This is a genomic window from Rhodoferax sp. LB1P47 (assembly GCF_056521445.1).
This window is the reverse complement of sequence record NZ_JBWMAU010000011.1, coordinates 56591-81107: the sequence shown is the minus strand read 5'-3', so window position 1 is coordinate 81107 and position 24517 is coordinate 56591. Positions and strand designations below refer to the sequence as shown.

Below are 24517 nucleotides of genomic sequence, written 5' to 3'. Positions count from 1 at the left end.
TATTTCTAAGACAATCGCCCTATGGGAATCAGCCAATACATCAAAGAAATCGGCCGTGGCAAAGACGGCGCACGGGCCTTGTCACGCGTGCAAGCCGCCGACCTGTTCGGCCAGGTGCTGGACGGTACCGTCACCGACCTGGAAATCGGCGGCTTCTGCCTGGCCATGCGCATCAAAGGCGAAACCGAGCTGGAAATGGCCGGTTTTCTGGACGCCACCTACGCCCGCTTAGCCCTGGTGCCCGCCTGCGACCGCCCGCTGGTGGTGCTGCCCAGCTACAACGGCGCCCGCAAGCTGCCGGTGCTGACCCCGCTGCTGGCCCTGCTGCTGGCGCGTGAGGGCCTGCCGGTGCTGGTCCACGGCACCGCCACCGAATCGACCCGAATATCAGCACAAAATGTGCTTCTAGCGCTTGATATACCTGCGCTTAAAGCTATTAAAAAAATAGCAAATGGCGAAGTCGCTTTTGCCACCACCGAACTGCTCTGCCCCGGTCTGAAGCGCCTGCTCGACGTGCGCCGGTTTGTGGGCCTGCGCAACCCGGCGCACAGCCTGGTCAAGCTGATGGCCCCGTGCAGCGGCCCGGCACTGGTGGTCAGTAGCTACACCCATCCCGAATACGCCATTTCCATGGCCGCCACCTTCGCGCTGATGCAGTCCAACGCCCTGTTGCTGCGCGGCACCGAAGGCGAAGTGGTGGCCGATGCACGCCGCGCCCCGCAAATGACCGGCTACCTGCGCGGCCAGCCCCGGCTGATGCAAGAAGCACACATCGGCCCACTGGCCGCCGTGCCCGATCTGCCCAAAGAAATCGATGCCGACAGCACCGCCGCCTACATCCGCGACGTGATGGCCGGGCGCAAACCCGTGCCCGCCCCCATCGCCCAGCAAGTGGCGCACATCTTGCACTTGACACAACACATCCACGAACCCAGCCCGGCCACCGTATGACGCCCACCGACACATCCTCCCTCCAAGCCTTCCAGGGCGGCCGCTGCACACTGGTGGGTGCCGGCCCAGGCGACCCTGAGCTGCTGACGCTCAAAGCCTTGAAAGCCATCCAGGCCGCCACCGTACTGCTGGTGGATGACCTGGTCAGCGACGAAATCACCGCCTTTGCTGCGCCCACGGCCCGCATCGTCTATGTAGGCAAGCGCGGTGGCTGTAAATCCACCCCGCAAGCCTTCATCGAAAAACTAATGATCATGGCCGCCCGGGAAGGCGAAAACGTGGTCCGCCTCAAGGGCGGCGACCCATTCATCTTTGGCCGGGGCGGCGAAGAGGTCGAACACCTGCAAGCCGCAGGCGTGCAAGTCAGCGTCGTCAATGGCATCACCTCGGGGCTGGCGGCCGTCACATCGCTCAACATCCCCCTGACCCACCGCGAATACGCCCACGGCGTGGTGTTCGTCACCGGCCACGCCAAACCCAATGACGCAGGCACCGACTGGCAAGCCCTGGCCGCCACCGCTTTCAGCGCCAAACTCACGCTGGTAATCTACATGGGTGTCAGCGGAGCGCAACGCATCCAGAACGAACTACTCACCGGCCTGCCCGCACACACCCCCGTGGCGGTAGTACAAAACGTGTCACTCACCACCCAGCGCCACGTGGTCACCACTTTGGGCGCATTGTTTGACACCATCGTGCGCGAACAGCTCGGCAGCCCCTCCATCATGGTCGTCGGCGACGTGGTGCGCGGCATCCAAGCCGCAGCACAAGGCACACAGGCGCAGGCGGCTTGAACATCCCGGAGCACCGCCCACACGTGGCTGCTTTACCTGCAGCAACAGAGGTGTCGATTTTTTTTACAGTGTTCGGACTTTTTGCACACAATTGAAGCATGGAAGCCTACGTATGGCCTGTAAGCTGTTGAATTATATGGATATTTTTTTATAATTTATACAAGGCACAATATTTGCAGCGTTTGGGCTATCAGCCCAAATTCAGCAGTCGCACACAGAACGCTCAGGACTACCTATGTCAAAGAATCTACACACTTCAATGCCCGAAACAGAAGCAGCCGACACGCATTCCACGCAGTGCGACACCTCCGGACTCGCACCCGATGCCATGGCCCGCCGTCGCATGTTGTTGAAAAGCTTGGGCAAAGGCTCGTCTGTTATTGCTGCAGCAGCAATACCAATGCACACTTTGGCTACTACGCGTTCGCTATCGCTGACCTCAGCAGATGGCAAGGGCAAGCGCTGCACAATCTCAGGAACGATGTCGGGGGTACATTCCAAAGAGACCATCACCGCCGTTTGCGGTGGCTTAAGTCCTGGTTACTACCATAAGATTGAGCACTGGCCAAATTACAATGGCCAAACCGGTATTGCCACCAACTATATTAACTCCAAAAAATTCACGCAAAATAACACCTTTACTTCTGTGTTTGGTGGTAGCAGCTCGGTAGGTAACAAAACACTTATCTACATCATGAACAATGAACAAAACTCAGCCGAGTTTCATTGGATTGCGGCGCTATTGAATTCTTTATCAGCTTCAAAAGCCACGAACTACCCTTACTCGCCAACGGAAGTCATCGGTTTTTTCAATTCAACTTCTGGTACTACATACACAAATGCGCTGAACTTCTTTAAGGGCTACATGGAAACACTCTAGTCTGATTGATTTTCTGCGCAAAAACCAAGTGCCCGCAGTATTAACCCAGGCTTATCAACTTAACTCCGCAGTCCGGTTGCACTGGGCTTCGTGGGTTGACGAGTATGTAGTTTTTGACGAAGGCTCCGGCCAAACGCATCAGATGGATCCGGTTCGGGCTTTTGTTCTTAACATGTTGTGTTACCGTGCAACCAATTTTGAAAATCTATTGCATGAACTCTCCGGCATTTCCTCTCTGGCCGAAGCCTCCAATTTGAGAGAACTGCTTGATACAATTTTGAATGAGTTCGGCGCGCAAGGATTAGTAGAAATGGCTTCCTAGTGAAATTAGCAGAACTAACCACTACCGCAATTCTCAGTAGACTCACAAGTAATGGGCTGATTTTAAAAATCGGCCCATTTTCATTTCGAATCATTTCGCCCATAGCCTCCATTGCCGCTGGCATAGTCAGCTTATACGCCGATTATGTGGTTTTGGATGACAGCCACTTCGTAGACTACACCGTCACCATTGCGTCGGGCACGGGTTTGCGACGCTGGACGCGGCGCCAAGCAGTGTTCATATTCGATGGTATGGAGCCGTTCATTCCATTGCCCGAAGACCACGCGTTTCCATTGCTGGAATGGTCGATGAACTGGTGCATTGCCTTGCACGCCCACCACTACCTGCTGCTGCATTCCGCCGTGATCGAGAAAGATGGCTGTGCCGTGGTCATGCCCGCCCCGCCCGGCTCGGGCAAAAGCACCCTGTGCGCAGGCCTGGTACACCGCGGCTGGCGCTTGCTGTCGGATGAGCTGGCGCTGATTTCCCTCACCGACACCACCATCACGCCACTGGGCCGCCCCATCAGCCTCAAAAACCAATCCATCGAGGTAATGCGCAACTTCGTGCCCGGTGCCGTGTTCAGCAAGGAGGTGCACGATACCTCCAAAGGCCGCGTTTCGCTGATGAAAGTGCCCACGGCCCATATCGAGCGCATCAACGAATCCGCCCAGCCACGCTGGGTCGTCTTTCCGAAATACGTGGCAGGCTCGCCGCCCCAGATGGTCCCGCGCTCCAAGGCTAACAGCATGCTGGAACTGGGGCGCAACTCGTTCAACTACATGGTGCTGGGGCTCAAGGGGTTTGAGGTGCTCTCCAAGGTGATCGATACCAGCGATTGCTATGATTTTCAGTACAGCCAACTCGACGATGCCGTAGCCGCATTTGATGCATTGGCCGCCAGGAGAAACGATTGAGCACCAACCTGCTAACAGCCGCCTGGGCGACCCCTGGCTGGCAGCCAAACTTATCGGTCCGCGAGTGGGAATCTTTGGTGGGCCAAGCCCGCCAGTCCAGCCTTTTGGCGCGACTGGCCTACCTCCATGCCGATGCAGGCGTTCTGAACTCGGTGCCAGACGGGCCACGCCCCCACCTAGAAGGGGCTTTACGGCTTGCCGACCGCCAACAGCATGAGGTTCGGTGGGAGGTCGACTGCATCCGCCGGGCTTTGCGCCTTATCGACACTCCGGTGGTATTGCTCAAGGGGGCGGCGTATCTGATGGCCAATCTGCCCTGCGCCCGTGGCCGACTGTTTGCCGATATCGACATTCTGGTTGCCCGTGAAAAAATCGAAGCCACTGAAAGTGCCTTGTTCGGCGCGGGCTGGATTTCGGATGAGCAGGATGCCTACAACGAACGCTATTACAGGCAGTGGATGCACGAAATTCCACCGTTGCGCCACGTGCACCGCAGTACCTACATCGACCTGCACCACACGATTACGCCACCGACCTCGCGCTTCAACGTCGATGGCGCGGCGCTGTTGCGCGACATCATTCCTTTAGAGAATTACCCCGGACTGTATGTGCTGTCGCCTGTCGATATGGTGCTGCACAGCGCCGTGCATTTATTCCAAGAGGGTGAGTTCGGACATGGGTTGCGCGATCTGCTGGACCTCCATGATCTGCTGCAAAATTTCAGCCAAAAAACAGACTTTTGGGAGCTCCTGCTAGCCCGCGCTGGCATCCTCGGCTTGCAGATTCCGCTGTTTCACGCACTGTTTCACCTTCGCCGCCTGTTTGGCTTTGGCCCTCCGCCGGACGTGCAAAACCGCGTGGACCAGATGGGCCCCCACCAGGTCGCCCGCGCGGCCATGGCATGGATGCTGGGCCTGGCACTGCAACCCAAGCACCCGAGCTGCCATACGCGCTGGACGGGTCTTGCCCGCTGGATGCTGTATGTGCGCTCGCACGCTTTTCGCATGCCCATGCATCTGCTGGTTCCGCATTTGGTACGCAAATCATGGATGCAACGCTTTCCGAAAAAGCCCTGAACCGGTAGCGCAGAAAAAGTCGGGAGGCGCATCGGCAAGCCACTGCTGCCAGAATCGCGTTATTTCACACAACGCTCTGTCCATGCATAAAACCCTCTTCCACGCTCTACTGGCGCTATCGCTGGTCGGCGCACCCGCCCTGGCCCAAGACACCCCACAAACCAGCCTGCCGCGCACTACGTTGACGGCGGGCATCCACCAGATCGACACCCAGCTGGCCCTGACCCCGGAACAACGCCAAATCGGACTGATGTACCGCCGCGAGATGCCGCAACAAGAGGGAATGCTGTTTGTTTTCGAGCAACCCGGCACCCAGTGCTTCTGGATGAAAAATACCCTTCTGCCGTTAACCGCAGCCTTTGTGGACGATCAGGGCATCATCGTCAACTTAGCTGACATGAAGCCGCAAACCACGGACTCGCACTGCTCAACCAAGCCGGTGCGCTATGTGCTGGAAATGAATGTCGGCTGGTTTACCAAAAAAGGCATCAAAGCGGGCAGCAAACTCGGCGGAAAGCCGTTTGACGTGGCCAAATGAAAAAAGCCCGTCCAAGACGGGCTTTTTTCTGAGCGCTAGAACTTCAAGCGAAGTTGGCTTCTGCGAATTCCCAGTTCACCAGCTTTTCCAGGAAAGTCTCAACAAACTTGGGACGCATATTGCGGTAGTCGATGTAGTAGGCATGTTCCCACACGTCCACGGTCAGCAGCGCCTTGTCGGCGGTGGTTAGGGGCGTACCGGCAGCGCCGGTATTAACGATGTCTACCGTTCCGTCAGGCTTCTTCACCAGCCAGGTCCAACCAGAGCCGAAGTTGCCCACGGCAGACTTGACGAAAGCAGCCTTGAATTCAGCGTAAGAGCCGAACTTAGCGTTGATGGCTTCCGCCAGCGCGCCGGTGGGTTCGCCGCCGCCCTGGGGCTTCATGCAGCTCCAGAAGAAGGTGTGGTTCCAGATCTGGGCCGAATTGTTGTAGATGCCGCCGCTGGACTTCTTGATGATTTCTTCCAGCGTCAGCGCTTCAAACTCAGTGCCTTTTTGCAGGTTGTTGAGGTTGACCACGTAAGCGTTGTGGTGCTTGCCGTGGTGGAATTCCAGGGTTTCTTGCGAGTAAGCGGGGGCCAAAGCGTCAATCGCGTAAGGCAGTGCGGGCAGGGTATGTTCCATATTTTTCCTCGTGGGTGGGTGGTGATTTATTGGCTAACGGATGAATTGTAGAAACTAATTGCGGCGCGTCTGTAGGACGTGGAGATCAACCTCACCGTCCGCCAGGACGGCCGTGGCCGACTGGCCCGCTGACGCCTGTGCCACACGGGTCATCGGTACGCCATCAGCGGTGCGCAGCAAAGCGTAGCCGCGTTGCAGCACCAGCAGCGGGTCGAGCAAGGCCAGACTGCGGCCCGCCCGCTCCAGGCGCGTGTGGTGCTGGTCAATGCTTGTTTTAAATTTACGGGGTAAATTAGCCTCTAGCGTAGACAGTGCAAGGGCCTTTAGCTGCATATTCGATAGCACCGCATAGCGTAGCTGCTGCGCCTGCTGGCCCAGCTTCCACTGCTGGCGTGCAACCAAACCAGACGGGCGGCCCAGGCGCTGCGCTGCACCATCCAAGCGCTGGGCCTGGGTATCGAGCTGGCGCGTTACGGCATCTTGCAAGCGCTGACCCGCCAGGCCCAAGGCACCCAACCAGACATCGCGTGGCTGGGCCGCCAATTCGGCGGCCGCCGTGGGCGTGGGGGCACGCAGGTCGGCCACAAAGTCGGCAATGGTGAAGTCGGTTTCATGCCCCACGCCGCTAACGATGGGCACTGGGCTACGGGCAATGGTGCGGGCCAGGTGCTCGTCGTTAAAGCCCCACAAATCCTCTAACGAGCCGCCGCCACGCACCAGCAAAATCAGATCGATATGCACACCTTTTTTAGGCACCAAATCGGCCTCTGGCGCATATTCTGCCTGCGCATACTGGTATAGATTTAATAGCGCTTTGACCAGCTCGCCCGGTGCCGCCGCACCCTGCACCAAGGCCGGGGCCAGCACCACCGGGATATGCGGCACGCGGCGTTGTAATGCGGCCACCACATCATGCAATGCAGCCGCGCCCAGGGAGGTAACCACGCCGATACCGCGCGGTAACAGCGGCAGCGGGCGTTTGCGCGACGGGTCAAACAAGCCCTCGGCCTCTAGCTGCGCCTTAAGCCGCAAGAACTGCTCGAACAAAGCCCCCTGCCCTGCCCTGCCCATGCTCTCCACAATCAGCTGTAGATCGCCACGCGGCTCGTACACGCCCAGGCGGCCACGCACCTCCACCAGCTCACCATCGCGCGGTGCAAAGTCCAGCAGGCTGGCAGCGCGACGAAACATGGCGCAGCGGATTTGGCCTTGCGCATCCTTGAGGTTGAAATAGCAATGCCCGCTGGATGCGCGCGAGAAACCCGAAATCTCCCCGCGCACCGCGACAGGATTGAAGCGCGCCTCCAAAGCATCAGCAATGGCGCGGCATAGCGCCCCAACTGGCCAAATTTGCGGCCCCAATGCTGGGTTTACGTGGCCAACCATCAGGTTTGGCGCGCCAAAGCGCAACATTTGGATACGGAGTGCTCCACAGGCGCGGAGTTTGCCTTGCAGGCATCCAAAATAGACCCATCCTTCCCCAAGGGCGTTGATTTAGTGTGGTAAGTGCTTGATTTCAATTGGATTTTTTCTGCTTAATTTTTCATCGAAGTGTCACGAGCCCGCATGGGCGCTGGATTTCCAGCGCTCGCGGCCAAGTTCTTCACAAAGTTATCCACAGGAAATGTGGGTGAAAAGCGGGTTGGATGGGCCGCGTGAACAAAGCCCGAGACGCATGGGCGGCTAAGCCATAATCACTATGCATCTATCAACCATAGGACTGACGCAAGTTCCTCCGTGCGCCCAGCGGGCAAACAGAGGGCGCAGCATAAGTCCTCAACCTAAAACAACTTGTTTGCCCGGCAGCACCCGCTGGCAAGGCCGACAGGTTCGTGCGGAGAGCTATATTGTTTTCGATCATACAAGCCGCAGGCTGGCCGATTTGGCCCTTGGTTGCCTGCTCCATCCTGGCCGTAGCCCTGGTTATTGAACGCTTTCTGAGCCTCAAAACCATCAAAATTGTGCCGCCCAAGCTGCTCAACGAGGTGCTGACGGTATCGCAAACCAGCATTCCCGCCCCCGGCATCGTCAACCAGCTGTCGCAAAACTCCAGCCTGGGTGAAGTGCTGGCCAGCGGCCTGCGGGTGCTCAACAGCCATCCCCAATGCAGCGACGAGGATGTACGTGCGGCCATGGAAGGAACCGGCCGGGCCGTGGCGCACAAGTTGGAGAAATACCTCAGCGCGCTGGCCACCATTGCCTCGGCGGCTCCCCTGCTGGGCCTGCTGGGCACGGTGATCGGCATGATCGACATCTTTGGCTCGCAAGGCAATGGCGGCGGCATGGGCGGCAACCCCGCACAGTTGGCGCACGGCATCTCGGTGGCGCTCTACAACACCGCGTTTGGTTTGATCGTGGCGATTCCCTCGCTGATCTTCTGGCGCTACTTCCGGGCCCGGGTGGATGCATATCTGCTGACCCTGGAGCTGGCTGCCGACCAGTTTGCCCGCCACCTGAACGCCGTGCGCAAACGGGGCTAGGGCGCAGCATGAACTTTCGCCACCGTTCCCGCGAGGAGCCCGAGATCAACCTCATCCCGTTCATTGACGTGCTGCTGGTGGTGCTGATCTTTTTGATGCTGTCCACCACCTACAGCAAGTTCACCGAGATGCAAATCACCCTGCCGGTGGCCAACACCGATGCCCAGCGTGACTACCCCAAAGAGATCATCGTGGCGGTCAGCAGCGATGGCCGCTACGCCGTCAACAAGGGCCCGGTCGATGGCCGCAGCATCGAAGCCCTGTCTCTGGCCCTGGTCAACGCGGCACACGGTAGCAAAGACATGGTGGTCATCATCAGCGCCGATGCCAGCGCCACCCACCAGTCGGTCATCACCGTGATGGAAGCCGCCCGCCGCGCCAACCTGAACCAGATCACGTTTGCCACCCAGTCCACCCCCCCATAGCGTGGAACAAGCCCTGCTGCGCATCTGGAAACGGCGCGGCTGGCAGGCTTGGCTGCTGTGGCCGCTCTCCTTGCTCTACGGCCTGCTGGCTGGGCTGCGCCGCCTCCTGTACCGCTTGCACATCAAAAAATCGGGCCGCGTCGCCGTGCCCGTCATCGTGGTTGGCAATGTGGTGGCCGGCGGCTCGGGTAAAACCCCGGTGGTGATGGCCCTGGTGCAGCACTGGACGGCACGTGGCGTGCGGGTGGGCGTGGTCTCGCGCGGCTACGGCCGCAGCAGCACCGATTGCCGTGAAGTACGGCCCGACAACCTGCCATCGGAAGTGGGCGACGAGCCCGCCCTGGTCCAACGCAGCTGCCAGGTGCCGGTATTCGTGGCCCGCCAGCGCCTGCAAGCCGCCCAAGCCCTGCTAGCCGCCTACCCGGCCACCCAGCTCATCGTTTGCGACGACGGCCTGCAACACCACGCCCTGCACCGCGACCTGGAGATTTGCATCTTTGACGACCGGGGCGTGGGCAACGGTTTTTTGCTGCCCGCCGGGCCGCTGCGCGAAGCTTGGCCGCGCCCGGTCGATCTGGTGCTGCACAGCGGGGCAAACCCGGCGTTTGCAGGATTCAGAGCACAGCGCACGCTGGCCGACTACGCGGTGCAGGCCGATGGCACGCACGTCCCGCTAGCCTCTCTGCACGGCACCTCGCTACTGGCCGTGGCCGCCATCGCCCAGCCAGACCATTTTTTCAGCATGCTGCGCTCAACAGAGCTCACACTGGCAGAAACACGGGCCTTGCCGGACCACTACAACTTTGATAGCTGGCAGCACTTACAGAATATGCGCCAGACCGTTATTTGCACTGAAAAAGATGCCGTCAAACTCTGGCAGCACCAGCCCGACGCGCTGGCCGTGCCGCTGGTGCTGGCAATCGACCCCGGCTTCTGGGCCGCCCTCGACCAGCGCGTCGATCCCTGGCTATCATCCCCACCCCAACCTGATTGAGAATTCCCCATGGATAGCAAACTTCTAGAGCTGTTGGTCTGCCCCGTCACCAAGGGCCCGCTGCAATACGACCGCGAACGCCAAGAGCTCACCTCACGCAGCGCCCGGCTGGCCTACCCGGTGCGCGACGGCATTCCCATCCTGCTGGAAAACGAAGCCCGCACCCTCAGCGACGAGGAGCTGGGCCTGTGAGCTTCACCGTTCTGATCCCCGCCCGGCTGGCCTCCACCCGCCTGCCCAACAAGCCACTGGCCCTGCTGGGCGGCGTGCCGATGGTGGTCCGAGTGGCCCAGCGCGCCCAGCTGTCCCAGGCCCAGCGCACCGTGGTGGTGGCCGACAGCCCGTCCATCCTGGAGGCCTGTGCCGCACACGGCATTGAAGCCATCCTGACCCGCGACGACCACCCCTCCGGCAGCGACCGTCTGGCCGAAGCCTGCACCCTGCTGGGACTGGATGGCGATGACCTGGTGGTCAACGTCCAGGGCGACGAGCCCTTGATTGACCCAGCACTCATCAACCAGGTCGCCGCCCTGCTACAACAGCGCCCCCTGGCCAGCATGGGCACTGCGGCCCACGCCATCGCCACGCTGGCCGACTTTTGCAATCCCAACGTCGTCAAAGTGGTGCTTGACGCGCAGCAACACGCGCTGTACTTCAGCCGCGCACCGATTCCCTGGTGGCGCGACGGTGCCACGGCAGACAAAAGTTTCCAGCACCTGCCCAGCCCGGCCCCGCTACGCCACATCGGTATTTACGCTTACCGCGCCGGGTTTTTACGCCTGTTTCCCACCCTAGCGCAGGCCCCGATCGAGGTCAGCGAAGCGCTGGAACAGTTGCGCGCCCAGTGGCACGGCTACCGTATCGCTGTACACGTCACCGAGCATGCCCCGGGTGCGGGTGTGGACACGCCAGAAGACCTGGAACGCGTCAGCAAACTGTACTAAAGCCTCTGGTATCCTCACGCGCAATGAAGCGTTGCGGAAGGCGGTGCATAGCACAAGCCCGCCAGCAACGCCGCGCAGTTTTAAACACTTCGAGGATATTTCCATGAGACTCATTTTGTTGGGCGCACCCGGCGCCGGCAAGGGCACGCAAGCCACCTTCATCTGCCAAAAATACGGCATCCCCCAAATCTCTACCGGCGACATGCTGCGCGCCGCCGTCAAGGCCGGTACACCGCTGGGCCTGCAAGCCGATGCGGTGATGAAGTCCGGCGGCCTGGTCAGCGACGACCTGATCATCAACCTGGTCAAAGAACGTCTGGCCCAACCCGACTGCGCCAATGGCTGCCTGTTCGACGGCTTCCCCCGCACCCTGCCCCAGGCCGATGCCATGAAGGCCGCCGGTGTCAAGCTCGACTACGTGCTGGAAATCGACGTACCCTTTGACGCCATCATCGACCGCATGAGCGGCCGCCGCTCGCACCCCGCCTCGGGCCGCACCTACCACGTCAAGTTCAACCCACCCAAGGTCGAAGGCCTGGACGACATCACCGGCGAAGCCCTGGTGCAGCGCCCTGACGACCAGGAAGAAACCGTGCGCAAACGGCTGGAGGTGTACAGCGCCCAAACCCGTCCGCTGGTCGATTACTACTCCGGCTGGGCCGAAAACGAGCCTAGCGCGGCCCCCAAATACCGCGCTATCAGCGGCACGGGCAGCGTCGACGAAATCACTGCACGGGCCTTTGCTGCACTTGCAGCCTAAGCCTGACCTCCTCTAAAAAAACCCGCCCGGCGGGTTTTTTTACGCCTGCTGGGCCAATAGCTCCAGCATCAAGGCAATCCGCGCCTTCACTGGTGACAAGCCCTGCGCATCGGGAATCACGTCCGCGCCTGTACCCAGCACCCGGCCAAACACACAGCGCGTAGACCGCAGCACCCGCACGCCCACCGCCATAGCCCGCAGCAAAGCCGCTTGCACATCGGCATGCAGCGTGCCATTGCCGGTGCCCGCGACCACGATGCCCTGCACGCCCTGGGCCACCAATGCATCCACCAGCAAACCGCTGGCACCCGCGTAGTTCAACACGATCTCCACCCGTGGCCAGTCGCTTGCAGACCAAGCGCCCAACACTATATTTTTAATAGCTGCTTGCGCAACTAACATATGCGCTAAAGGCTTATTTTCCTCATAAAAATCAAGCGCCGACGGCCAGGGCCGCAGCAGGCGCACCCGGCCCTCCTCTACCAAGCCCACCAGCCCCGCGTCGCCCGAGGCAAACGCGTCTACCTTGTAGCTGTGCACCTTCTGCACATCGCGGGCGCTGTGGATATTGCCCGCGCACACCGCCACCACGCCGTGTGCGCCAGGAGTGCTAGCCACGGCCACAGCATCCAGCAGGTTTTGCGGCCCGTCGGGCACCAGGGCCGTGGCCGGGCGCATGGCGCAGGTCAGTACCACCGGTTTGGCCGGGTTCAACACCGCCTGCAAAAAATACGCGGTTTCTTCCAGCGTATCGGTGCCGTGGGTAATGACGATGCCCGCCACATCCGGCTGCGCCAGCCAGTGCTCGCAGCGCTGCGCCAGCTGCTGCCACAGGGCAAACCCCATGTCCTTGCTGTCCACCTGCGCCACCTGTTCGGCAATGAGATCCACATCCGCAAAGCCACCCAGCGACTCAAGCAACTGCGCCACACCCACCTCGCCAGCGGTATAGCCCAGGTTGTCGCCCGCCCGGCTGGCCCGGCCCGCAATCGTGCCGCCGGTGCCCAGCACCACAATCTTGGAAGTCATTGAATCGACAGACATGCTTGCAAACTTTCAAAAACTGGTTAAAAATACAGTCACTGGATATTAAAACAGCCCAGCAACTTTGCCAAGCACCGGAGTCATCCTATGGATCTGCCCTCGTTTCCCGCCAAACTCACCGCCCGCCAGCAGCAGATTCTGGAGCTGATCCAGTCCGCCATTGCCCGCACCGGTGCACCCCCCACCCGGGCCGAAATCGCCAACACCCTGGGCTTCAAATCGGCCAACGCCGCCGAAGAGCATCTCCAGGCCCTGGCCCGCAAGGGTGCCATCGAACTGGTCAGCGGTACCTCGCGTGGCATCCGCCTCAAAAGCGAAACCCTGCGCTCCATCCACGAATCGCGCTCACAGAACCTGCTCAGCCAACTCGCCCTGCCCCTCATTGGCCGGGTGGCAGCAGGCTCCCCAATTTTGGCGCAGGAACACGTAGACCAAACCTACCACCTAGAAGCCAGCATGTTCCGCCACAAGCCCGACTACCTGCTCAAGGTACGCGGAATGTCCATGCGCGACATCGGCATCCTCGACGGCGACCTGCTGGCCGTGCAGACCGCCACCGATGCCAAAAACGGCCAGATCGTGGTGGCCCGGCTGGGTGACGATGTCACCGTCAAACGCTACCGCCGCACCAAAAACCTCATCGAGCTGCTGCCCGAAAACCCCGACTACCCCACCATCGTGGTCGATCCGGAAGAAAGCTTCGCCATTGAAGGCCTGGCCGTCGGACTCATCCGCAACACCTTGCTGATGTAGCCACGCCACCGGCAGCTGCGCAGCGTCAAACCTAACGGTCATGGGCTCGGGTGCAGAGCACCCCGAGCCATGAAAGTTGTTGCACGTTCATTCCAGGTAAAGCGCAGCCGCATGCGGGAGCATCCCGCCACATCCACCATCTGCCATCCGCGTATATCTGCGCATATAGCCACCGTTTCGTCCGTATTCAACACCGCTTGTTGGGGAGGTCCTATGGGAATCGCATCGTTTTCGGCCACGGGTTTACTAGGTTCATTCCAAGGCTCTTTCCTGGGTTGGATGGGCTGGCTCACCGCCAGCGCATCGGGCCCGCACGCACCGCGCACACCCCAGGCACCGCACTCTACCGCCGCGTGGTCGCCCAGTTGTGCTAGCCCCCCCAGCCGTCCCAGCGGCACCGCCCCGCCGCCGGCCATAGCACGCCGCCCGGTGCGTGTATTGCGTGTCATAGAAACGCCCCCATCGGCCGCCAGTGCCGGGCGTATGCGCATTTCGGGCCGCATGGCCGATGTCTGTGCCGAACTGGAGCGCCTGGCCGCACTGGAATCTACGCCCCGCAGCGGCGCAATGCTGCAATAAGCTTGGCCCCAAAGTTCGGCAGGTACTGGCAGGTAAGCCTTGGCACCAAGGCACAATCAGGGGATGAATATTGTGATCCTCGATGACTACCAAGATGCAGTCCGCAAATTGGACTGCGCCAGCAAGCTGGAGCCCTATGCGGCCAAGGTCTACACCAACACCGTCAAGGGCCTAGGCCAGTTGTCGGTACGCCTTAAAGATGCCGACATCATCGTATTGATCCGGGAGCGCACGCAGCTCAACCGGGCGGTGATCGAAAAGCTGCCCCGCCTCAAAATGATCGCCCAAACCGGTCGCATCGGTGCCCATGTGGATGTCACTGCCTGTACCGAGCGCGGTATTGCTGTGGCCGAGGGGGTGGGTTCGCCCACCGCCCCTGCCGAGCTGACCTGGGCGTTGATCATGGCCTCCACCCGGCGGCTGCCACAGTACATCAGCAACCTCAAGCACGGGGTATGGCAGCAGTCGGGCATGAAAACCGCGTCCATGCCACCCAACTTTGGCATGGGCACGGTGCTAAAGGGCAAAACTATGGGCATTTGGGGCTATGGCCGGATTGGCCAGATCGTGACCACCTACGCCCGCGCCTTCGGCATGAAGGTGCTGGTCTGGGGCCGCGAAACCTCCCGCACCCGCGCCCTGGCCGACGGGGTGGAAGTGGTTGATAGCAAGGAAGCCTTGTTTGCACAGTCCGATGTGTTGTCGCTGCACCTGCGGTTGACCGACGAAACCCGGGGCATCGTCACCTTGGAAGACCTGTCGCGCATGAAGCCCACCTCTTTGCTGGTCAACACCTCAAGGGCCGAACTGATCGAGCCCGATGCGCTGCTGGCTGGCCTGAACCGGGGCCATCCTGGCATGGCGGCGATTGACGTGTTTGAGAGCGAGCCAATTTTGCAAGGCCATGCCTTGCTGCGGCTGGAGAACTGCATTTGCACGCCCCACATCGGTTATGTAGAGCAAAACAGCTATGAGCTGTACTTCAATGCGGCGTTTGACAACGTACTGAATTTCATCAAAGGCACGCCGACCAACATCATCAATCCGGGTGCATTACAGGTTCGGCGCTGATCCTGCACATCCGCTCTCTATTTTGAAAATTATTTTGTAGCTCCTCCCGCAGGTAGAAACTGCGCTAGTGGCCTAAAACGGCATGTTTTTGCCGCTTTTTTTGCCTACCTCACCGCCAGAGCACGCGGCATCCAGAAACACCTCAGAGCTGGCTTTGCCAGACTGCGCCCCTCCGCAAGGGAGACTGCGCGAGTCTGGGGCTTAGTCTTTTTTCGGGGAAATTTTGGCTTCGACCTTGGGGTCAAACAGGTCAAATTCCAGCATATGGCTGTCGATGGTCTGGGCTATCGGCGAGGTCGGTTCGGTTTCCAAGGGGCTAGCACTGGGCGCAGTACCCAAGTCCAAGTCCAAGTCCAGGTTCAAATCAAGGTCCAGCACTGTCGCTGCCAATGGAGGCATGGGAGCTGGCGCAATCACCAACGGCGCGGTTGGCAACTCTTGCATCGCCATCAGCTCGGAATTGGAAAAATCCAGATTCAAGTCGAGGTCCAGGTCAAGATCCAGCGGCTGGCGGTATGCCGGTGACAAGGCCTCGGAATGCGTATCTTGCCCGTCTAGGGGGGCCATTTCCGACATTAACGCCATCGGCTGGGTAAAGGTGGTGTCGCTCGGCGTGGCGACATCCAGCGGAGCAGGCCGGGAGAGATCCAGCTCCAGCTCTTGCCGACGGCTGACTCGCCCGCCGCGCACCTGGGGCATGGTGTCGTGCAATGTGCCATCCGCTTGGCGCACGGTGCCCTGGGCCACCGCGTAGAGCAACAGGAGTTCACGGTAAGCGGCCAGGTCGAAGGGTTTGCCAGCATCGAACGTGGCATCACGAAACAGGCAGGACGCGATGAAGACCAGCGCTTTAGCGGTTCCCCAGTGGCTTTCGATGCTGTGCAGCACGGCTGGGTACGCCTCCAAGGTCTGCCCTTCCTGGGTAAACGCAGGAAACGCCGGGATATGGCTATTGAACTGGCGGTTGAACGTATCGCGTTCCTGCTGGTATTCGGCCTGGCGGCCCAGCGTGTGGTAGATCTTGAGCAATTCCAAATAGGCCAATGGGCTGGCATCGGCATGGATGCTCTTTTTCAGCACATCAATCGCTTGGTCGTATTGCCCCAGAGACACAAAGAACTCGGCATGCTGCTGCACGTCGAGAAAATCTTCGGAATACATGCTTCGCGCTGGCAACGCAGTGGCAGCAGAGCGGGGCGTGGGCACCAAAGGTTTGGTGGCCATGGTCATGGCCGTTAATTTTTTCAGGTCGTCAAAGAGCGACTCGTCCACGTCGGCGTCATGGTTCGGGCCGGGCAAGGTATTGGGCGGCAGCTGGGCGGCCAACGAGGCGGGGCGGCTCATCGGTGCGGCGGCAGCGCCTAACTCTTCGGTGCTGGGCTCGCCGTGGCGCGCCCAGTCGGTGGGGGGAAAGTGGATGCGTTGCCGTGCCCGGTTCCAGAAGAAGGCGGCGGCGGCAATGGCGGCCAGCAGCAAGCCCAGCAGGCCGTACACAAAGCCTTCGCCATAGTGGTTGTTTTCCAGCTTTTCTAGGCGCTGCTTGAAGTCGGCTTCGTTTTTGGCCAACAGGGCCTTGAGTGTTTTGGACTCGGCTTCCAACGCCATCCAGCGCTGTTTTTCTTGGGCATTTTCAACCGGCAGATGGTTCAATTCGCGCCAGGCAGCGGCCGCAGCTTCACGCTTTTGCGGGTCATCCGTGGGCGCCAGCAACAGATCGCTGGCGGATTTGAGCTGGACCAGCCGTTCGTCAGGTGCCTCGGGGGCATCCAGCTTCAGGCGGGGCTTGTTGTCGGGCGCTTCCGCCTTGGTGGTCAGCGGCTTGGGGGGCGCTACCGATTCTTTAGGCTCTTTCGGTTCTTGGATCTGGATGGGCTTGGGCTTGGCCACCGGCTTGGGGGGGCGCACCACGGCCACGGGAGGGGTGGTGCTGCGGATGGGTGCAGAGCGCACAGCAGATGCAGGGGCCGCCTGGGGTGCTTCGGCAACCGAGGGTGCCGTGACCACGGCGGGAATGATGGTCGGTACGGTTGCTGCGCGGGTTTCTACCGCGAAGTCGGTTAAAAAATCGTATCGGCGCGAGGCTTTTTGACCACAGATGGAGCGCAAGACCACGCCTACCACCGGTTCATCCACGATGGCCGAAGAACGAATCCGCACCACCGCATCCTGCCCTTGCCCGCCCGACATCACGATGACCCGCACGCGGTTGGAAGGCACTTGCCCGTCACCGTGGAATACATCGGCTTCAAAACAGGCATTGCCACTGTCGTCAGCAGAATCGAGACGGACATCAACAGCCAAGTCCAGAGGCTGGCCCAACACCACCGCACCCCGCGCACGGCCGAGAGACAGGGCGGAGCTACCAAATGCGGCGACCAAGAGGGTCGATCCAAGAAGGGTGTTGCGTAGTTTCACTGCAATTTTTTACTTATTACGTTTTGGGGGATTTATCCAGACCATACCATTGGATGTCCGCCAGTAGCCATTAAAACAACAGGAATTATCGTGCTATCTGTGGGGATTACCGGTAGAAAAACACCGGTGAATACCCAACCCCGGGTGTCTCGATCAGACACGCAGGCGACACAATTCAGGGTTTTTTGCGTCACCTAGGCGACGCTAGTCTGACAATACACGGCTCACCAGCCACCAGAGACAGTCCATGGACGAACCTATTCTGACAATTGAAGAACGCGCCGCCATCAATTCCGGGCACTGGTTTGCATCGCTGTCCCCGTCGCTGCGGCACGACATCCTGCGCTGCGCCTACGTCAAGCGCTACCAGGACAATGGCCTGATTGCCGCACGCGGCGAGCCACCCGAGGAATGGGTGGCCTGCGCCAAAGGTGCGGTGCGGGTAAGTTCCACCTCGCTCTCCGGCAAGCAGATCACCCTGACCTACATGGAGCCCGGCACCTGGTTTGGCGATATCGCCATTTTTGACGGCGACCGCCGCACCCACGATGCCTACGCCCACGGCGAGACCACCTTGCTGTGCGTCGCCAAGGCCGACTTCAAAAAAATCCTGGCCACGCACACCGAGCTGTACGAAGCCATGCTGCGCCTGCAAGCCCGCCGCATCCGCCAGCTGTTTGGCCTGGTGGAAGACCTAAACACCCTGCCCTTGCGCGCCCGGCTGGCCAAGCAATTGCTGCATCTGGCGCGCAGCTACGGCATTCCCAACCTGGCCAACGCCAACGAAATCCGCATCAGCCTGCAACTGGCACAAGAAGAACTGGCGCAATTGCTGGGCGCATCGCGCCAGCGCGTCAACCAGGAGCTGAAAGCTATGGAGCGCGAGGACGTGATTGCCATCGAAACGGCGGGGCTGATGATCCGCGACCGCACGGCACTGCTGCGTATCGTGGATGCGGACCACTAATTTGGTTTTGCGTTAACGGTCAAGCGTTTGCGAGCAACTGTGCCGATACACAGGCCTGGGTAAACACCGCCACCGCATGCCGCAGCGTTGGCATATCGGCCTGCGCATACTCCATGCGCAGATAGATCCGGCCACGCTGCACTTGCAGAATAAACGGCGTGGTGGGCTGCACCGCGCTGGTCGGCCAGGCCTGCAATAACTCCATCAATGGCCCCTCCAGCCACAGCTGGGCATGGGCGCGGGTGTCGGCAACTAGGGCGTAATGCTCCCAAAATGCCATCGGCGCAGTGTTCCAGCCCACCTGGTCGTACAGCGACAGCCAGCGCGCTTCTTCGGGCAAATCCACATCCACCGAGGTTTGCACGCCGTGGGTGGCCTGCTCGTAGACACGCCGCTCCAGCGACTCTTTGAGCGGGCGGTTGATCAGCATGATGGCCAAATCTTCGGGCAAGCCCAGCTCGGCCCGCGCCCGCAGCTCGGCACCGGCAATAAAGTCCCGGCCCGACGGGCTCTGCTCCATCCGCCAAGGCCGCCCACCCACCGTGCCGATCAGGGAAAAGCCCCCCCCGTCGTCCAGCAGGTTAAACGCCAGCCCCCGGGTGTTCGCCCAGCCACTAACGGCCTCCAGATCGGACGGGCTGGGGCCTTGGCCCGAAGTCCGTCCGAGCCAGTTTTTGATGCGCTTGAACATGCGCGCCTGCTTTCTATTTAGGTGCGTAGGTGTATTGAAATGACCCACGCGGGTACGGGACGATGTGCACCATCCATCCGCAGCGACACAGCGCGCGCGATGTTGTTTGGCAAAACACAGTACCCAAAACGGCAAAGGGATGGTTGCTACACTATGTATAGCTGCTTGCGCATACAGAATGAGCGCTATAGGCCCATTTGATGCCTAAAATTTCTTACAGCAATAAGACATGCTGTGGTCTACCCAACAGGGATCGAACCTGTGACCCTCAGCTTAGAAGGCTGATGCTCTATCCAACTGAGCTATGGGTAGCCTTTAAATGCTGGCGTTATTGCCAGCATTTTTGACAATTTGCGAAGCGCTCCGCAAATCGACATTCAGAAAGTCTTCGATGATAACGGCACATCCGCTACTTCCACACCCCTAACGGCACAATCCCCGTATGCCCAGCACGTCGCCACCCACCCGCCACGCCATCGCCGCCTGGGTCGATGCGCTGCGCCACCAGGCCGACGCAGCCACGCTCAAGGGTCTGCCCACCCTGGCCGATGCCGATGCGGCCCGGGTTATGGCCTTGCTGCGGATGGACGAAGCGCCAGAACACGCGGCACCATCCCCACCAGAGCGCGACATCGACATCGGCCACTTCCGCCCCCGCATCACCCTGCAAACCCTGGGCCGGGGCGACGGGTTGCTGGGCCTCAAACCACAAGGCAAGCTGGGCCCGCGCGGCGACAGCGTAACGCTGGCGCAGATCGATTGGACCTACCGCACCACCGCAGGCCACCACTGGAGTACACCTGCGCCCACCTCCATCCTGAACAACCGCCCCGCCGCCGTGCAAGAACTGTTCGACACCGGCGGCCCGGTGGTGCAGATGCAGCGCAACCTGGCGGCCGAAGCCGATGCGATGGACCAGGTGTGGGAGCTGGGCCTGGTGCCGGTAGCCGCGCACAGCTTCCAGTGGCGCAACCGGGATGACCGCCCCACCCTCGGCCCGGTGTGGACGCTGGTGCAAGAGGCCTTTTTTGGCGACTTCTGGGCCGACCAGGTGCCGCGCTTGCAGGCCCAAGGCTGGGCGGTGGCCGTGCAACCCGGCTTTGCGCATGAAAGCGTGCCGGTGCAGCGTTGGCGGCTGCACATCCACCCCGACACCGGCGACATCGCCAGCAAAGAACTGGCCGAGCCGCTGCGCAAGCCCGAGCGCGGCGTGCAAAAGCTGCGCCTGCCCGAGCGCGAAGGCGCGTGGCTGCTGAGCTTAGGCATCGAGATCGACGGCGAAACCCTGGACCTGGCCCCCATGCTGGCCGACCTGCTCCAGCGCGACAGCCGCTGGCTGCACGCCGACCAGATCGCCGCCATCGACGACCACGCCACCATCCGCCTGCGCGCGCCCGGTGGCCGACGCATTGACGCACCCGCCGCACCGCTGAAGGCCATCGTCGGCGCGATGGTCGATTTGCTGACCGACCCGCTGCGCCACCACAACAACGGCCTGCTGCGCCTGGGTGCGTGGGAGGCGCGGCGGCTGGAGTCCCTGCGCGCCGGGCTGCTGGACGCGCACCGCGTCGGCCCGCACAACGCCTGGCAGCTAGCAGGCGACCTGGGCCTGGCCAGCCTGGCCAAACGCCTCACCGCGCTGGGCGTGCCGCAGCCTGTGGCCACGCCCGAAGGCCTGCAAGTGCAATTGCGCCCTTACCAACTGGAAGGCCTGGCCTGGCTGCAATACCTGCGCACCCACAGCCTGGGCGGCATTCTGGCCGACGACATGGGCCTGGGCAAAACCGCGCAGGCCCTGGCCCATGTGCTGGTGGAGAAACAAGCCGGTCGCCTGGACCTGCCCGCACTGGTGGTGCTGCCCACCTCGCTTATCTTTAACTGGCAGGCCGAGGCCCGCCGCATGGCCCCCGGCCTGCGCCTGCTGACGCTGCAAGGGCCAGACCGCGCAGATTTGTTTACGCAAATGCCCCAGCACGACCTGGTGCTGACCACCTACCCGCTGCTGTGGCGCGACATGGATGCGCTGGCGGCGCAGCACTTTCACCTGGTCATCCTGGACGAAGCGCAGATGGTCAAAAACGCCGGCAGCCGCAGCGCCCGCGCCCTACGCCGCCTGCACAACCGCCACAGCCTGTGTCTGACCGGCACGCCGCTGGAGAACCACCTGGGCGAGCTGTGGGCGCAGTTCGACTGGCTGATGCCCGGCTTTTTGGGCGATGCACGCAGCTTTGCCGCACGCTGGCGCAAGCCCATTGAAGACAACGGCGAAACCCTGCGCGCCGCTCTGCTGGCCCAGCGGGTGCGCCCCTTCATATTGCGCCGCCGCAAACAGGACGTAGCCAGCGAACTGCCCCCGCGCACCGAAGTCATCCTGCGCGTACAGCTGCAAGGCCAGCAGCGCGAGCTCTACGAAGGCGTGCGTGCCGCAGCCGACCTGCAGGTGCGCCGCGTGCTGGAGCGCCAAAGCTTCAACGGCGCGCAAGTGACCATCCTCGATGCACTGCTCAAGCTGCGCCAGGTCTGTTGCGACCCGCATCTGCTCAAGGGAAAGAAGCCCGCCAAAACCATGGAACGCGCCAAGCTGGCGCTGCTGGCCGACATGCTTCCCGAGATGGTGGCCGAGGGGCGGCGGGTGCTGGTGTTTTCGCAGTTCACCGAGCTACTGGTACTGGTGGCCGAACAGCTGGAGGCTTTGGCGTTGCCGTTTTTGAGCCTGACCGGCAAAACCCCACCGAAAGAGCGCGGCAGCGTGGTGCAACGCTTCCAAGCCAAGGAAGTACCCGTGCTGCTGCTGAGTTTGAAAGCCGGTGGCGTGGGCCTGAACCTCACCGCCGCCGACACCGTCATCCACATGGACCCGTGGTGGAACCCCGCCGTGGAGGAACAGGCCACCGCCCGCGCCCACCGGATCGGCCAGGACCAGCCGGTGTTTGTCTACAAGCTGGTGGTGGAAGGCAGCATCGAAGAGCGCATGCTGGAGCTGCAAGCCCGCAAGCTGGCGCTGGCCAACAGCGTGCTAGGCGTTGATGCCCAGGGCGGGCTGAAGTTTGATGCGGCCGATCTGGATGCCCTGCTGGCCCCGTTAGGCAGCGGGGCCATCACGCAATCCCCCGAGCAAGCCGCCCGCCGTTGGGGCCGCACCAGCAGCCGCGCCGCCTGAAAACTATCAAAACAATAGCTGCTTGCGCCCATGTGATGGGCGCAAGCGGCCTATTTCTTATATATGCAACGGGCGGGCCGCCACCATCGCTGCAACCATGTCAGCCGTCACCGCCGACAGCGTCAAACCCAAATGCCCGTGCCCGGTGTTGTAGAACACGCCGGGCCGCTTGCCCGGGCCGACGCGGGGCAGCATGTTCGGCATCATGGGGCGCAGCCCGGCCCAGGGCACCACGTTTTCGGTGCGCACGCCGGGAAAGCACTGCTGCACCCATTCCACCAGCGGGCGGATGCGGTCGGCCCGGATGTCGCGGTTGTAGCCATTGAATTCGGCCGTGCCCGCCACCCGAAAGCGCCCTGCCCCCAGGCGGCTGCTGACCAGCTTGGTTTCGTCGTCCAGCAGGCTGACCATGGGGGCCGATGCCTGGCTGTGCGCGTCGTCCAGGTGCACCGTGATGGAATAACCCTTGACCGGATAGATGTTGACCCGGTCGCCCAGCTGGGCGGCAATGTCGCGGCTCGCTGTGCCCGCACACACCACCACGCCGTCGAACACGCCGGTGTGGGTGTCGTCACCGTCTTGCGCGGTGATGGTCACGGACTTGCCGTCGCTTTTGACGCTCTGGATGGCATGGCCGTAGCGGGTTTGCACGCCCAGGCGCTCGGCGGCGGCTGCGATGCCGGTGCTGAATTTGTGGATGTCGCCGGTGGTGTCGCTCTCGGTGAAGTAGCCGCCGTAGTAGTTGCCTGCCAAGGTGGGTTCGATAGCGCGCATCTCTTGCGGGGTGACGGCGCGGCGGTCCAGTCCGCCCTGGGCTAGCAGTTTGGAGACCTTGCCCGCATGCACAAAGTTGCCCTTGTCGCGGTAAATATGCAGGATGCCTTCGCGCTTGTGGTCAAAGTCCAGGCCCTCCTCGGCTGCCCAGGCATCCAGATGCTGGCGCGCAGCCATCGCCAGGCGGGTGGTTTGGATGGTATTTTTTTCGTACTGCGGTATGGCGGCAATGAACTCGGCAAACCAGGCCATCTTGTGCCAGCTGGGCTTGGGGTTGACCAGCAGCGGCGCATCGCTGCGCAGCATCCATTGCAGGCCCTTGAGCACCGTGGACCAGTGGTTCCACACCTCGGCATTCGACACCGAAAACTGCCCGCCATTGGCAAACGAGGTTTCCATGGCCGCGTAGCGGTGTTTTTCGAACAGAGTGACGGCAAAACCGCGTTTGGCCAAAGCGTAGGCCGTGGTAACGCCCGTGATACCGCCGCCGATAACGGCCATGCTGGTTGTAGATTTTTTCATGATGAGAGCTCCAAAACGTCACAGGGGGATAGCAACAACCATGCGCAGCTATCGCCCCCTCTGTTTTGGACCTGAGAGATTCACGGCAGGCATACTGCCAGGCCGCTTGCTCCTGCGGTGAGCCGGGTGACGAAACCCAGCTGCTCTTCAGATGTGTGTGGTGTGGATACCGGTCCTTTTGCCTGAAAGTTTCCGGGGCGGTTGCTCCTTCGGCGCTGGTTTTCCTGCATGCAGGGGGAGCAGTCTCTCCCGGTATCGACGCTGATTATCCCACTCGACTCACGCCGCCTTCCAGAAGATGTAGTCGGCCTGGTACTTCACGATTTCTTTGCTGCCCTTGTTGGCGGCGCTGCACATGCTGGCCGGGGCTACGCCGCCCACTGTGGCCACACGCTGGATGTGCGTGATGCCAGCCATCGCGCCCATGCCCATAGCCGGGTTGGCCTTTACCAGTTGCAGGGGGATATTGCCGGCGCCTGCCGGGGCCACGGCGAGTTGGGTGGCCGTGAGCTTGGAGCCATCCATAGATTCCCAGGTGGCAGGCGGGCCAAAGTATTTGCCCACTTGTTTGCCGCTGCGGTTGTTCAGCACCGCATTGGGGCCCACGAAAACCCATTCGGTCATGCCGGGGGCGTTGGCTTTGTCACGGCATTCGTAGGTGATCTCGCCCACGCCCACGGTTTCCATGGCCACGGCGTGGCCCATCGGCACTTTGACCGCCTCGGGCAGGTTGTTTTGGCTGAACATGGGTTGCATCGGGGCCATAGAGCCGCAGGCCGTCAACAACGTGGCAACTGCGGTGGCGGCAAAGGTGGAAATGCGTGTGGTCAACATA

Annotated in this window: 25 protein-coding genes, 1 tRNA gene and 1 riboswitch; of the genes, 18 read left to right on the top strand and 8 right to left on the bottom strand. The window is 61.2% G+C overall.

What is annotated here, in order from left to right; genetic code table 11:
* Window positions 1–21: 21 nt before the first annotated feature.
* From ybiB to AC0969_RS13410, 7 genes are all read left to right on the top strand, one after another.
* Window positions 22–951: a DNA-binding protein YbiB gene (gene ybiB, locus AC0969_RS13440; RefSeq protein WP_479624656.1), complete on the top strand. Its 930-nt coding sequence runs from the start codon at window positions 22–24 to the stop codon at window positions 949–951.
* Complete coding sequence (gene cobA / locus AC0969_RS13435; RefSeq protein WP_479624655.1) at window positions 948–1745, top strand: uroporphyrinogen-III C-methyltransferase; 798 nt, start codon at window positions 948–950, stop codon at window positions 1743–1745. The genes ybiB and cobA overlap by 4 nt, the downstream gene beginning before the upstream one ends.
* A 259-nt stretch (window positions 1746–2004) precedes the next feature.
* Window positions 2005–2625, top strand: coding sequence for a hypothetical protein (locus AC0969_RS13430; protein ID WP_479624654.1), 621 nt, complete (start codon window positions 2005–2007; stop codon window positions 2623–2625).
* A 28-nt stretch (window positions 2626–2653) separates the two neighbouring features.
* Window positions 2654–2947 carry an HPr-rel-A system PqqD family peptide chaperone gene (locus AC0969_RS13425; protein WP_479624653.1) on the top strand — a complete coding sequence of 98 codons (294 nt, stop codon included), beginning with the start codon at window positions 2654–2656 and terminating at the stop codon, window positions 2945–2947.
* Window positions 2947–3864: an HprK-related kinase A gene (locus AC0969_RS13420; protein ID WP_479624652.1), complete on the top strand. Its 918-nt coding sequence runs from the start codon at window positions 2947–2949 to the stop codon at window positions 3862–3864. The genes AC0969_RS13425 and AC0969_RS13420 overlap by 1 nt, the downstream gene beginning before the upstream one ends.
* Window positions 3861–4940 (top strand): nucleotidyltransferase domain-containing protein, encoded by a 1080-nt coding sequence (locus AC0969_RS13415; RefSeq protein ID WP_479624651.1) that lies wholly within the window; start codon window positions 3861–3863, stop codon window positions 4938–4940. The genes AC0969_RS13420 and AC0969_RS13415 overlap by 4 nt, the downstream gene beginning before the upstream one ends.
* Window positions 4941–5022: 82 nt before the next feature.
* A complete protein-coding gene (locus AC0969_RS13410; protein WP_479624650.1) occupies window positions 5023–5478 on the top strand; it encodes a DUF192 domain-containing protein in 456 nt (151 codons plus the stop codon).
* A 43-nt stretch (window positions 5479–5521) separates the two neighbouring features.
* Here the strand turns inward: AC0969_RS13410 and AC0969_RS13405 are convergent, their stop codons facing one another.
* Together AC0969_RS13405 and xseA are read right to left on the bottom strand one after the other, a co-directional pair.
* Window positions 5522–6103 carry a Fe-Mn family superoxide dismutase gene (locus AC0969_RS13405; RefSeq protein ID WP_479624649.1) on the bottom strand — a complete coding sequence of 194 codons (582 nt, stop codon included), beginning with the start codon at window positions 6101–6103 and terminating at the stop codon, window positions 5522–5524.
* Between the two features lie 54 nt (window positions 6104–6157).
* Complete coding sequence (gene xseA / locus AC0969_RS13400) at window positions 6158–7489, bottom strand: exodeoxyribonuclease VII large subunit (RefSeq protein WP_479624648.1); 1332 nt, start codon at window positions 7487–7489, stop codon at window positions 6158–6160.
* 461 nt (window positions 7490–7950) lie between these two features.
* Here xseA and AC0969_RS13395 point away from each other — a divergent pair, with 461 nt between their 5' ends.
* From AC0969_RS13395 to adk, 6 genes are all read left to right on the top strand, one after another.
* Complete coding sequence (locus tag AC0969_RS13395; RefSeq protein ID WP_479624647.1) at window positions 7951–8583, top strand: MotA/TolQ/ExbB proton channel family protein; 633 nt, start codon at window positions 7951–7953, stop codon at window positions 8581–8583.
* Window positions 8584–8591: 8 nt separating this feature from the next.
* Window positions 8592–9008 carry an ExbD/TolR family protein gene (locus AC0969_RS13390; RefSeq protein ID WP_479624646.1) on the top strand — a complete coding sequence of 139 codons (417 nt, stop codon included), beginning with the start codon at window positions 8592–8594 and terminating at the stop codon, window positions 9006–9008.
* Window position 9009: 1 nt separating this feature from the next.
* Window positions 9010–10002: a tetraacyldisaccharide 4'-kinase gene (lpxK, locus tag AC0969_RS13385; RefSeq protein WP_479624645.1), complete on the top strand. Its 993-nt coding sequence runs from the start codon at window positions 9010–9012 to the stop codon at window positions 10000–10002.
* A gap of 9 nt (window positions 10003–10011) precedes the next feature.
* Window positions 10012–10194 (top strand): Trm112 family protein, encoded by a 183-nt coding sequence (locus AC0969_RS13380; protein ID WP_479624644.1) that lies wholly within the window; start codon window positions 10012–10014, stop codon window positions 10192–10194.
* On the top strand, window positions 10191–10946 hold the full coding sequence (kdsB, locus tag AC0969_RS13375; RefSeq protein WP_479624643.1) for a 3-deoxy-manno-octulosonate cytidylyltransferase: 756 nt from the start codon (window positions 10191–10193) through the stop codon (window positions 10944–10946). Before AC0969_RS13380 ends, kdsB begins: the two co-directional genes overlap by 4 nt.
* Before the next feature lie 103 nt (window positions 10947–11049).
* Window positions 11050–11706, top strand: coding sequence for an adenylate kinase (gene adk / locus AC0969_RS13370; protein WP_479624642.1), 657 nt, complete (start codon window positions 11050–11052; stop codon window positions 11704–11706).
* A 39-nt stretch (window positions 11707–11745) separates the two neighbouring features.
* Here the strand turns inward: adk and AC0969_RS13365 are convergent, their stop codons facing one another.
* A complete protein-coding gene (locus tag AC0969_RS13365; protein WP_479624641.1) occupies window positions 11746–12735 on the bottom strand; it encodes an asparaginase in 990 nt (329 codons plus the stop codon).
* Between the two features lie 102 nt (window positions 12736–12837).
* Between AC0969_RS13365 and lexA the strand changes: the two genes are divergently transcribed.
* The 3 genes from lexA to AC0969_RS13350 all read left to right on the top strand — a co-directional run bounded on the left by lexA (window position 12838) and on the right by AC0969_RS13350 (window position 15153).
* Window positions 12838–13503 (top strand): transcriptional repressor LexA, encoded by a 666-nt coding sequence (gene lexA, locus AC0969_RS13360; protein ID WP_479624640.1) that lies wholly within the window; start codon window positions 12838–12840, stop codon window positions 13501–13503.
* 213 nt (window positions 13504–13716) lie between these two features.
* The gene (locus AC0969_RS13355) at window positions 13717–14082 is read left to right on the top strand and encodes a hypothetical protein (RefSeq protein ID WP_479624639.1); all 366 of its coding nucleotides are present in this window, start codon (window positions 13717–13719) and stop codon (window positions 14080–14082) included.
* 63 nt (window positions 14083–14145) lie between these two features.
* Window positions 14146–15153: a D-2-hydroxyacid dehydrogenase family protein gene (locus AC0969_RS13350; RefSeq protein WP_479624638.1), complete on the top strand. Its 1008-nt coding sequence runs from the start codon at window positions 14146–14148 to the stop codon at window positions 15151–15153.
* Window positions 15154–15354: 201 nt separating this feature from the next.
* Here AC0969_RS13350 and AC0969_RS13345 read toward each other — a convergent pair whose 3' ends face one another.
* The gene (locus AC0969_RS13345; RefSeq protein ID WP_479624637.1) at window positions 15355–17568 is read right to left on the bottom strand and encodes a hypothetical protein; all 2214 of its coding nucleotides are present in this window, start codon (window positions 17566–17568) and stop codon (window positions 15355–15357) included.
* 247 nt (window positions 17569–17815) lie between these two features.
* On the opposite strand from AC0969_RS13345, the gene AC0969_RS13340 reads away from it, so the two are divergent.
* Window positions 17816–18535, top strand: coding sequence for a Crp/Fnr family transcriptional regulator (locus tag AC0969_RS13340; protein ID WP_479624636.1), 720 nt, complete (start codon window positions 17816–17818; stop codon window positions 18533–18535).
* A 19-nt stretch (window positions 18536–18554) separates the two neighbouring features.
* Here AC0969_RS13340 and AC0969_RS13335 read toward each other — a convergent pair whose 3' ends face one another.
* Together AC0969_RS13335 and AC0969_RS13330 are read right to left on the bottom strand one after the other, a co-directional pair.
* Window positions 18555–19226, bottom strand: coding sequence for a hypothetical protein (locus AC0969_RS13335; protein ID WP_479624635.1), 672 nt, complete (start codon window positions 19224–19226; stop codon window positions 18555–18557).
* 235 nt (window positions 19227–19461) lie between these two features.
* Window positions 19462–19538, bottom strand: a tRNA-Arg gene (locus AC0969_RS13330).
* 130 nt (window positions 19539–19668) lie between these two features.
* On the opposite strand from AC0969_RS13330, the gene AC0969_RS13325 reads away from it, so the two are divergent.
* On the top strand, window positions 19669–22386 hold the full coding sequence (locus tag AC0969_RS13325) for a DEAD/DEAH box helicase (RefSeq protein ID WP_479624634.1): 2718 nt from the start codon (window positions 19669–19671) through the stop codon (window positions 22384–22386).
* Between the two features lie 57 nt (window positions 22387–22443).
* On the opposite strand, the gene AC0969_RS13320 is transcribed toward AC0969_RS13325, so the two are convergent.
* Together AC0969_RS13320 and AC0969_RS13315 are read right to left on the bottom strand one after the other, a co-directional pair.
* Window positions 22444–23682 (bottom strand): D-amino acid dehydrogenase, encoded by a 1239-nt coding sequence (locus AC0969_RS13320; protein ID WP_479624633.1) that lies wholly within the window; start codon window positions 23680–23682, stop codon window positions 22444–22446.
* Window positions 23683–23842: 160 nt separating this feature from the next.
* A riboswitch (glycine riboswitch) is annotated at window positions 23843–23944 on the bottom strand.
* Window positions 23945–23961: 17 nt separating this feature from the next.
* The gene (locus AC0969_RS13315) at window positions 23962–24516 is read right to left on the bottom strand and encodes a DUF3455 domain-containing protein (RefSeq protein ID WP_479624632.1); all 555 of its coding nucleotides are present in this window, start codon (window positions 24514–24516) and stop codon (window positions 23962–23964) included.
* Window position 24517: the final 1 nt, after the last annotated feature.

Bases quoted from the DNA above. Each gene is read 5' to 3' on its own strand.
- AC0969_RS13430 (WP_479624654.1), top strand. From the start codon at position 2,005: ATGCCCGAAACAGAAGCAGCCGACACGCATTCCACGCAGTGCGACACC.
- lexA (WP_479624640.1), top strand. From the start codon at position 12,838: ATGGATCTGCCCTCGTTTCCCGCCAAACTCACCGCCCGCCAGCAGCAG.
- AC0969_RS13335 (WP_479624635.1), bottom strand. From the start codon at position 19,226: ATGTTCAAGCGCATCAAAAACTGGCTCGGACGGACTTCGGGCCAAGGC.
- cobA (WP_479624655.1), top strand. From the start codon at position 948: ATGACGCCCACCGACACATCCTCCCTCCAAGCCTTCCAGGGCGGCCGC.
- AC0969_RS13325 (WP_479624634.1), top strand. From the start codon at position 19,669: ATGCCCAGCACGTCGCCACCCACCCGCCACGCCATCGCCGCCTGGGTC.
- xseA (WP_479624648.1), bottom strand. From the start codon at position 7,489: ATGGTTGGCCACGTAAACCCAGCATTGGGGCCGCAAATTTGGCCAGTT.
- AC0969_RS13365 (WP_479624641.1), bottom strand. From the start codon at position 12,735: ATGACTTCCAAGATTGTGGTGCTGGGCACCGGCGGCACGATTGCGGGC.
- AC0969_RS13390 (WP_479624646.1), top strand. From the start codon at position 8,592: ATGAACTTTCGCCACCGTTCCCGCGAGGAGCCCGAGATCAACCTCATC.
- AC0969_RS13380 (WP_479624644.1), top strand. From the start codon at position 10,012: ATGGATAGCAAACTTCTAGAGCTGTTGGTCTGCCCCGTCACCAAGGGC.
- AC0969_RS13315 (WP_479624632.1), bottom strand. From the start codon at position 24,516: ATGTTGACCACACGCATTTCCACCTTTGCCGCCACCGCAGTTGCCACG.
- AC0969_RS13350 (WP_479624638.1), top strand. From the start codon at position 14,146: ATGAATATTGTGATCCTCGATGACTACCAAGATGCAGTCCGCAAATTG.
- AC0969_RS13320 (WP_479624633.1), bottom strand. From the start codon at position 23,682: ATGAAAAAATCTACAACCAGCATGGCCGTTATCGGCGGCGGTATCACG.
- AC0969_RS13340 (WP_479624636.1), top strand. From the start codon at position 17,816: ATGGACGAACCTATTCTGACAATTGAAGAACGCGCCGCCATCAATTCC.
- AC0969_RS13410 (WP_479624650.1), top strand. From the start codon at position 5,023: ATGCATAAAACCCTCTTCCACGCTCTACTGGCGCTATCGCTGGTCGGC.
- adk (WP_479624642.1), top strand. From the start codon at position 11,050: ATGAGACTCATTTTGTTGGGCGCACCCGGCGCCGGCAAGGGCACGCAA.
- ybiB (WP_479624656.1), top strand. From the start codon at position 22: ATGGGAATCAGCCAATACATCAAAGAAATCGGCCGTGGCAAAGACGGC.
- AC0969_RS13355 (WP_479624639.1), top strand. From the start codon at position 13,717: ATGGGAATCGCATCGTTTTCGGCCACGGGTTTACTAGGTTCATTCCAA.
- AC0969_RS13405 (WP_479624649.1), bottom strand. From the start codon at position 6,103: ATGGAACATACCCTGCCCGCACTGCCTTACGCGATTGACGCTTTGGCC.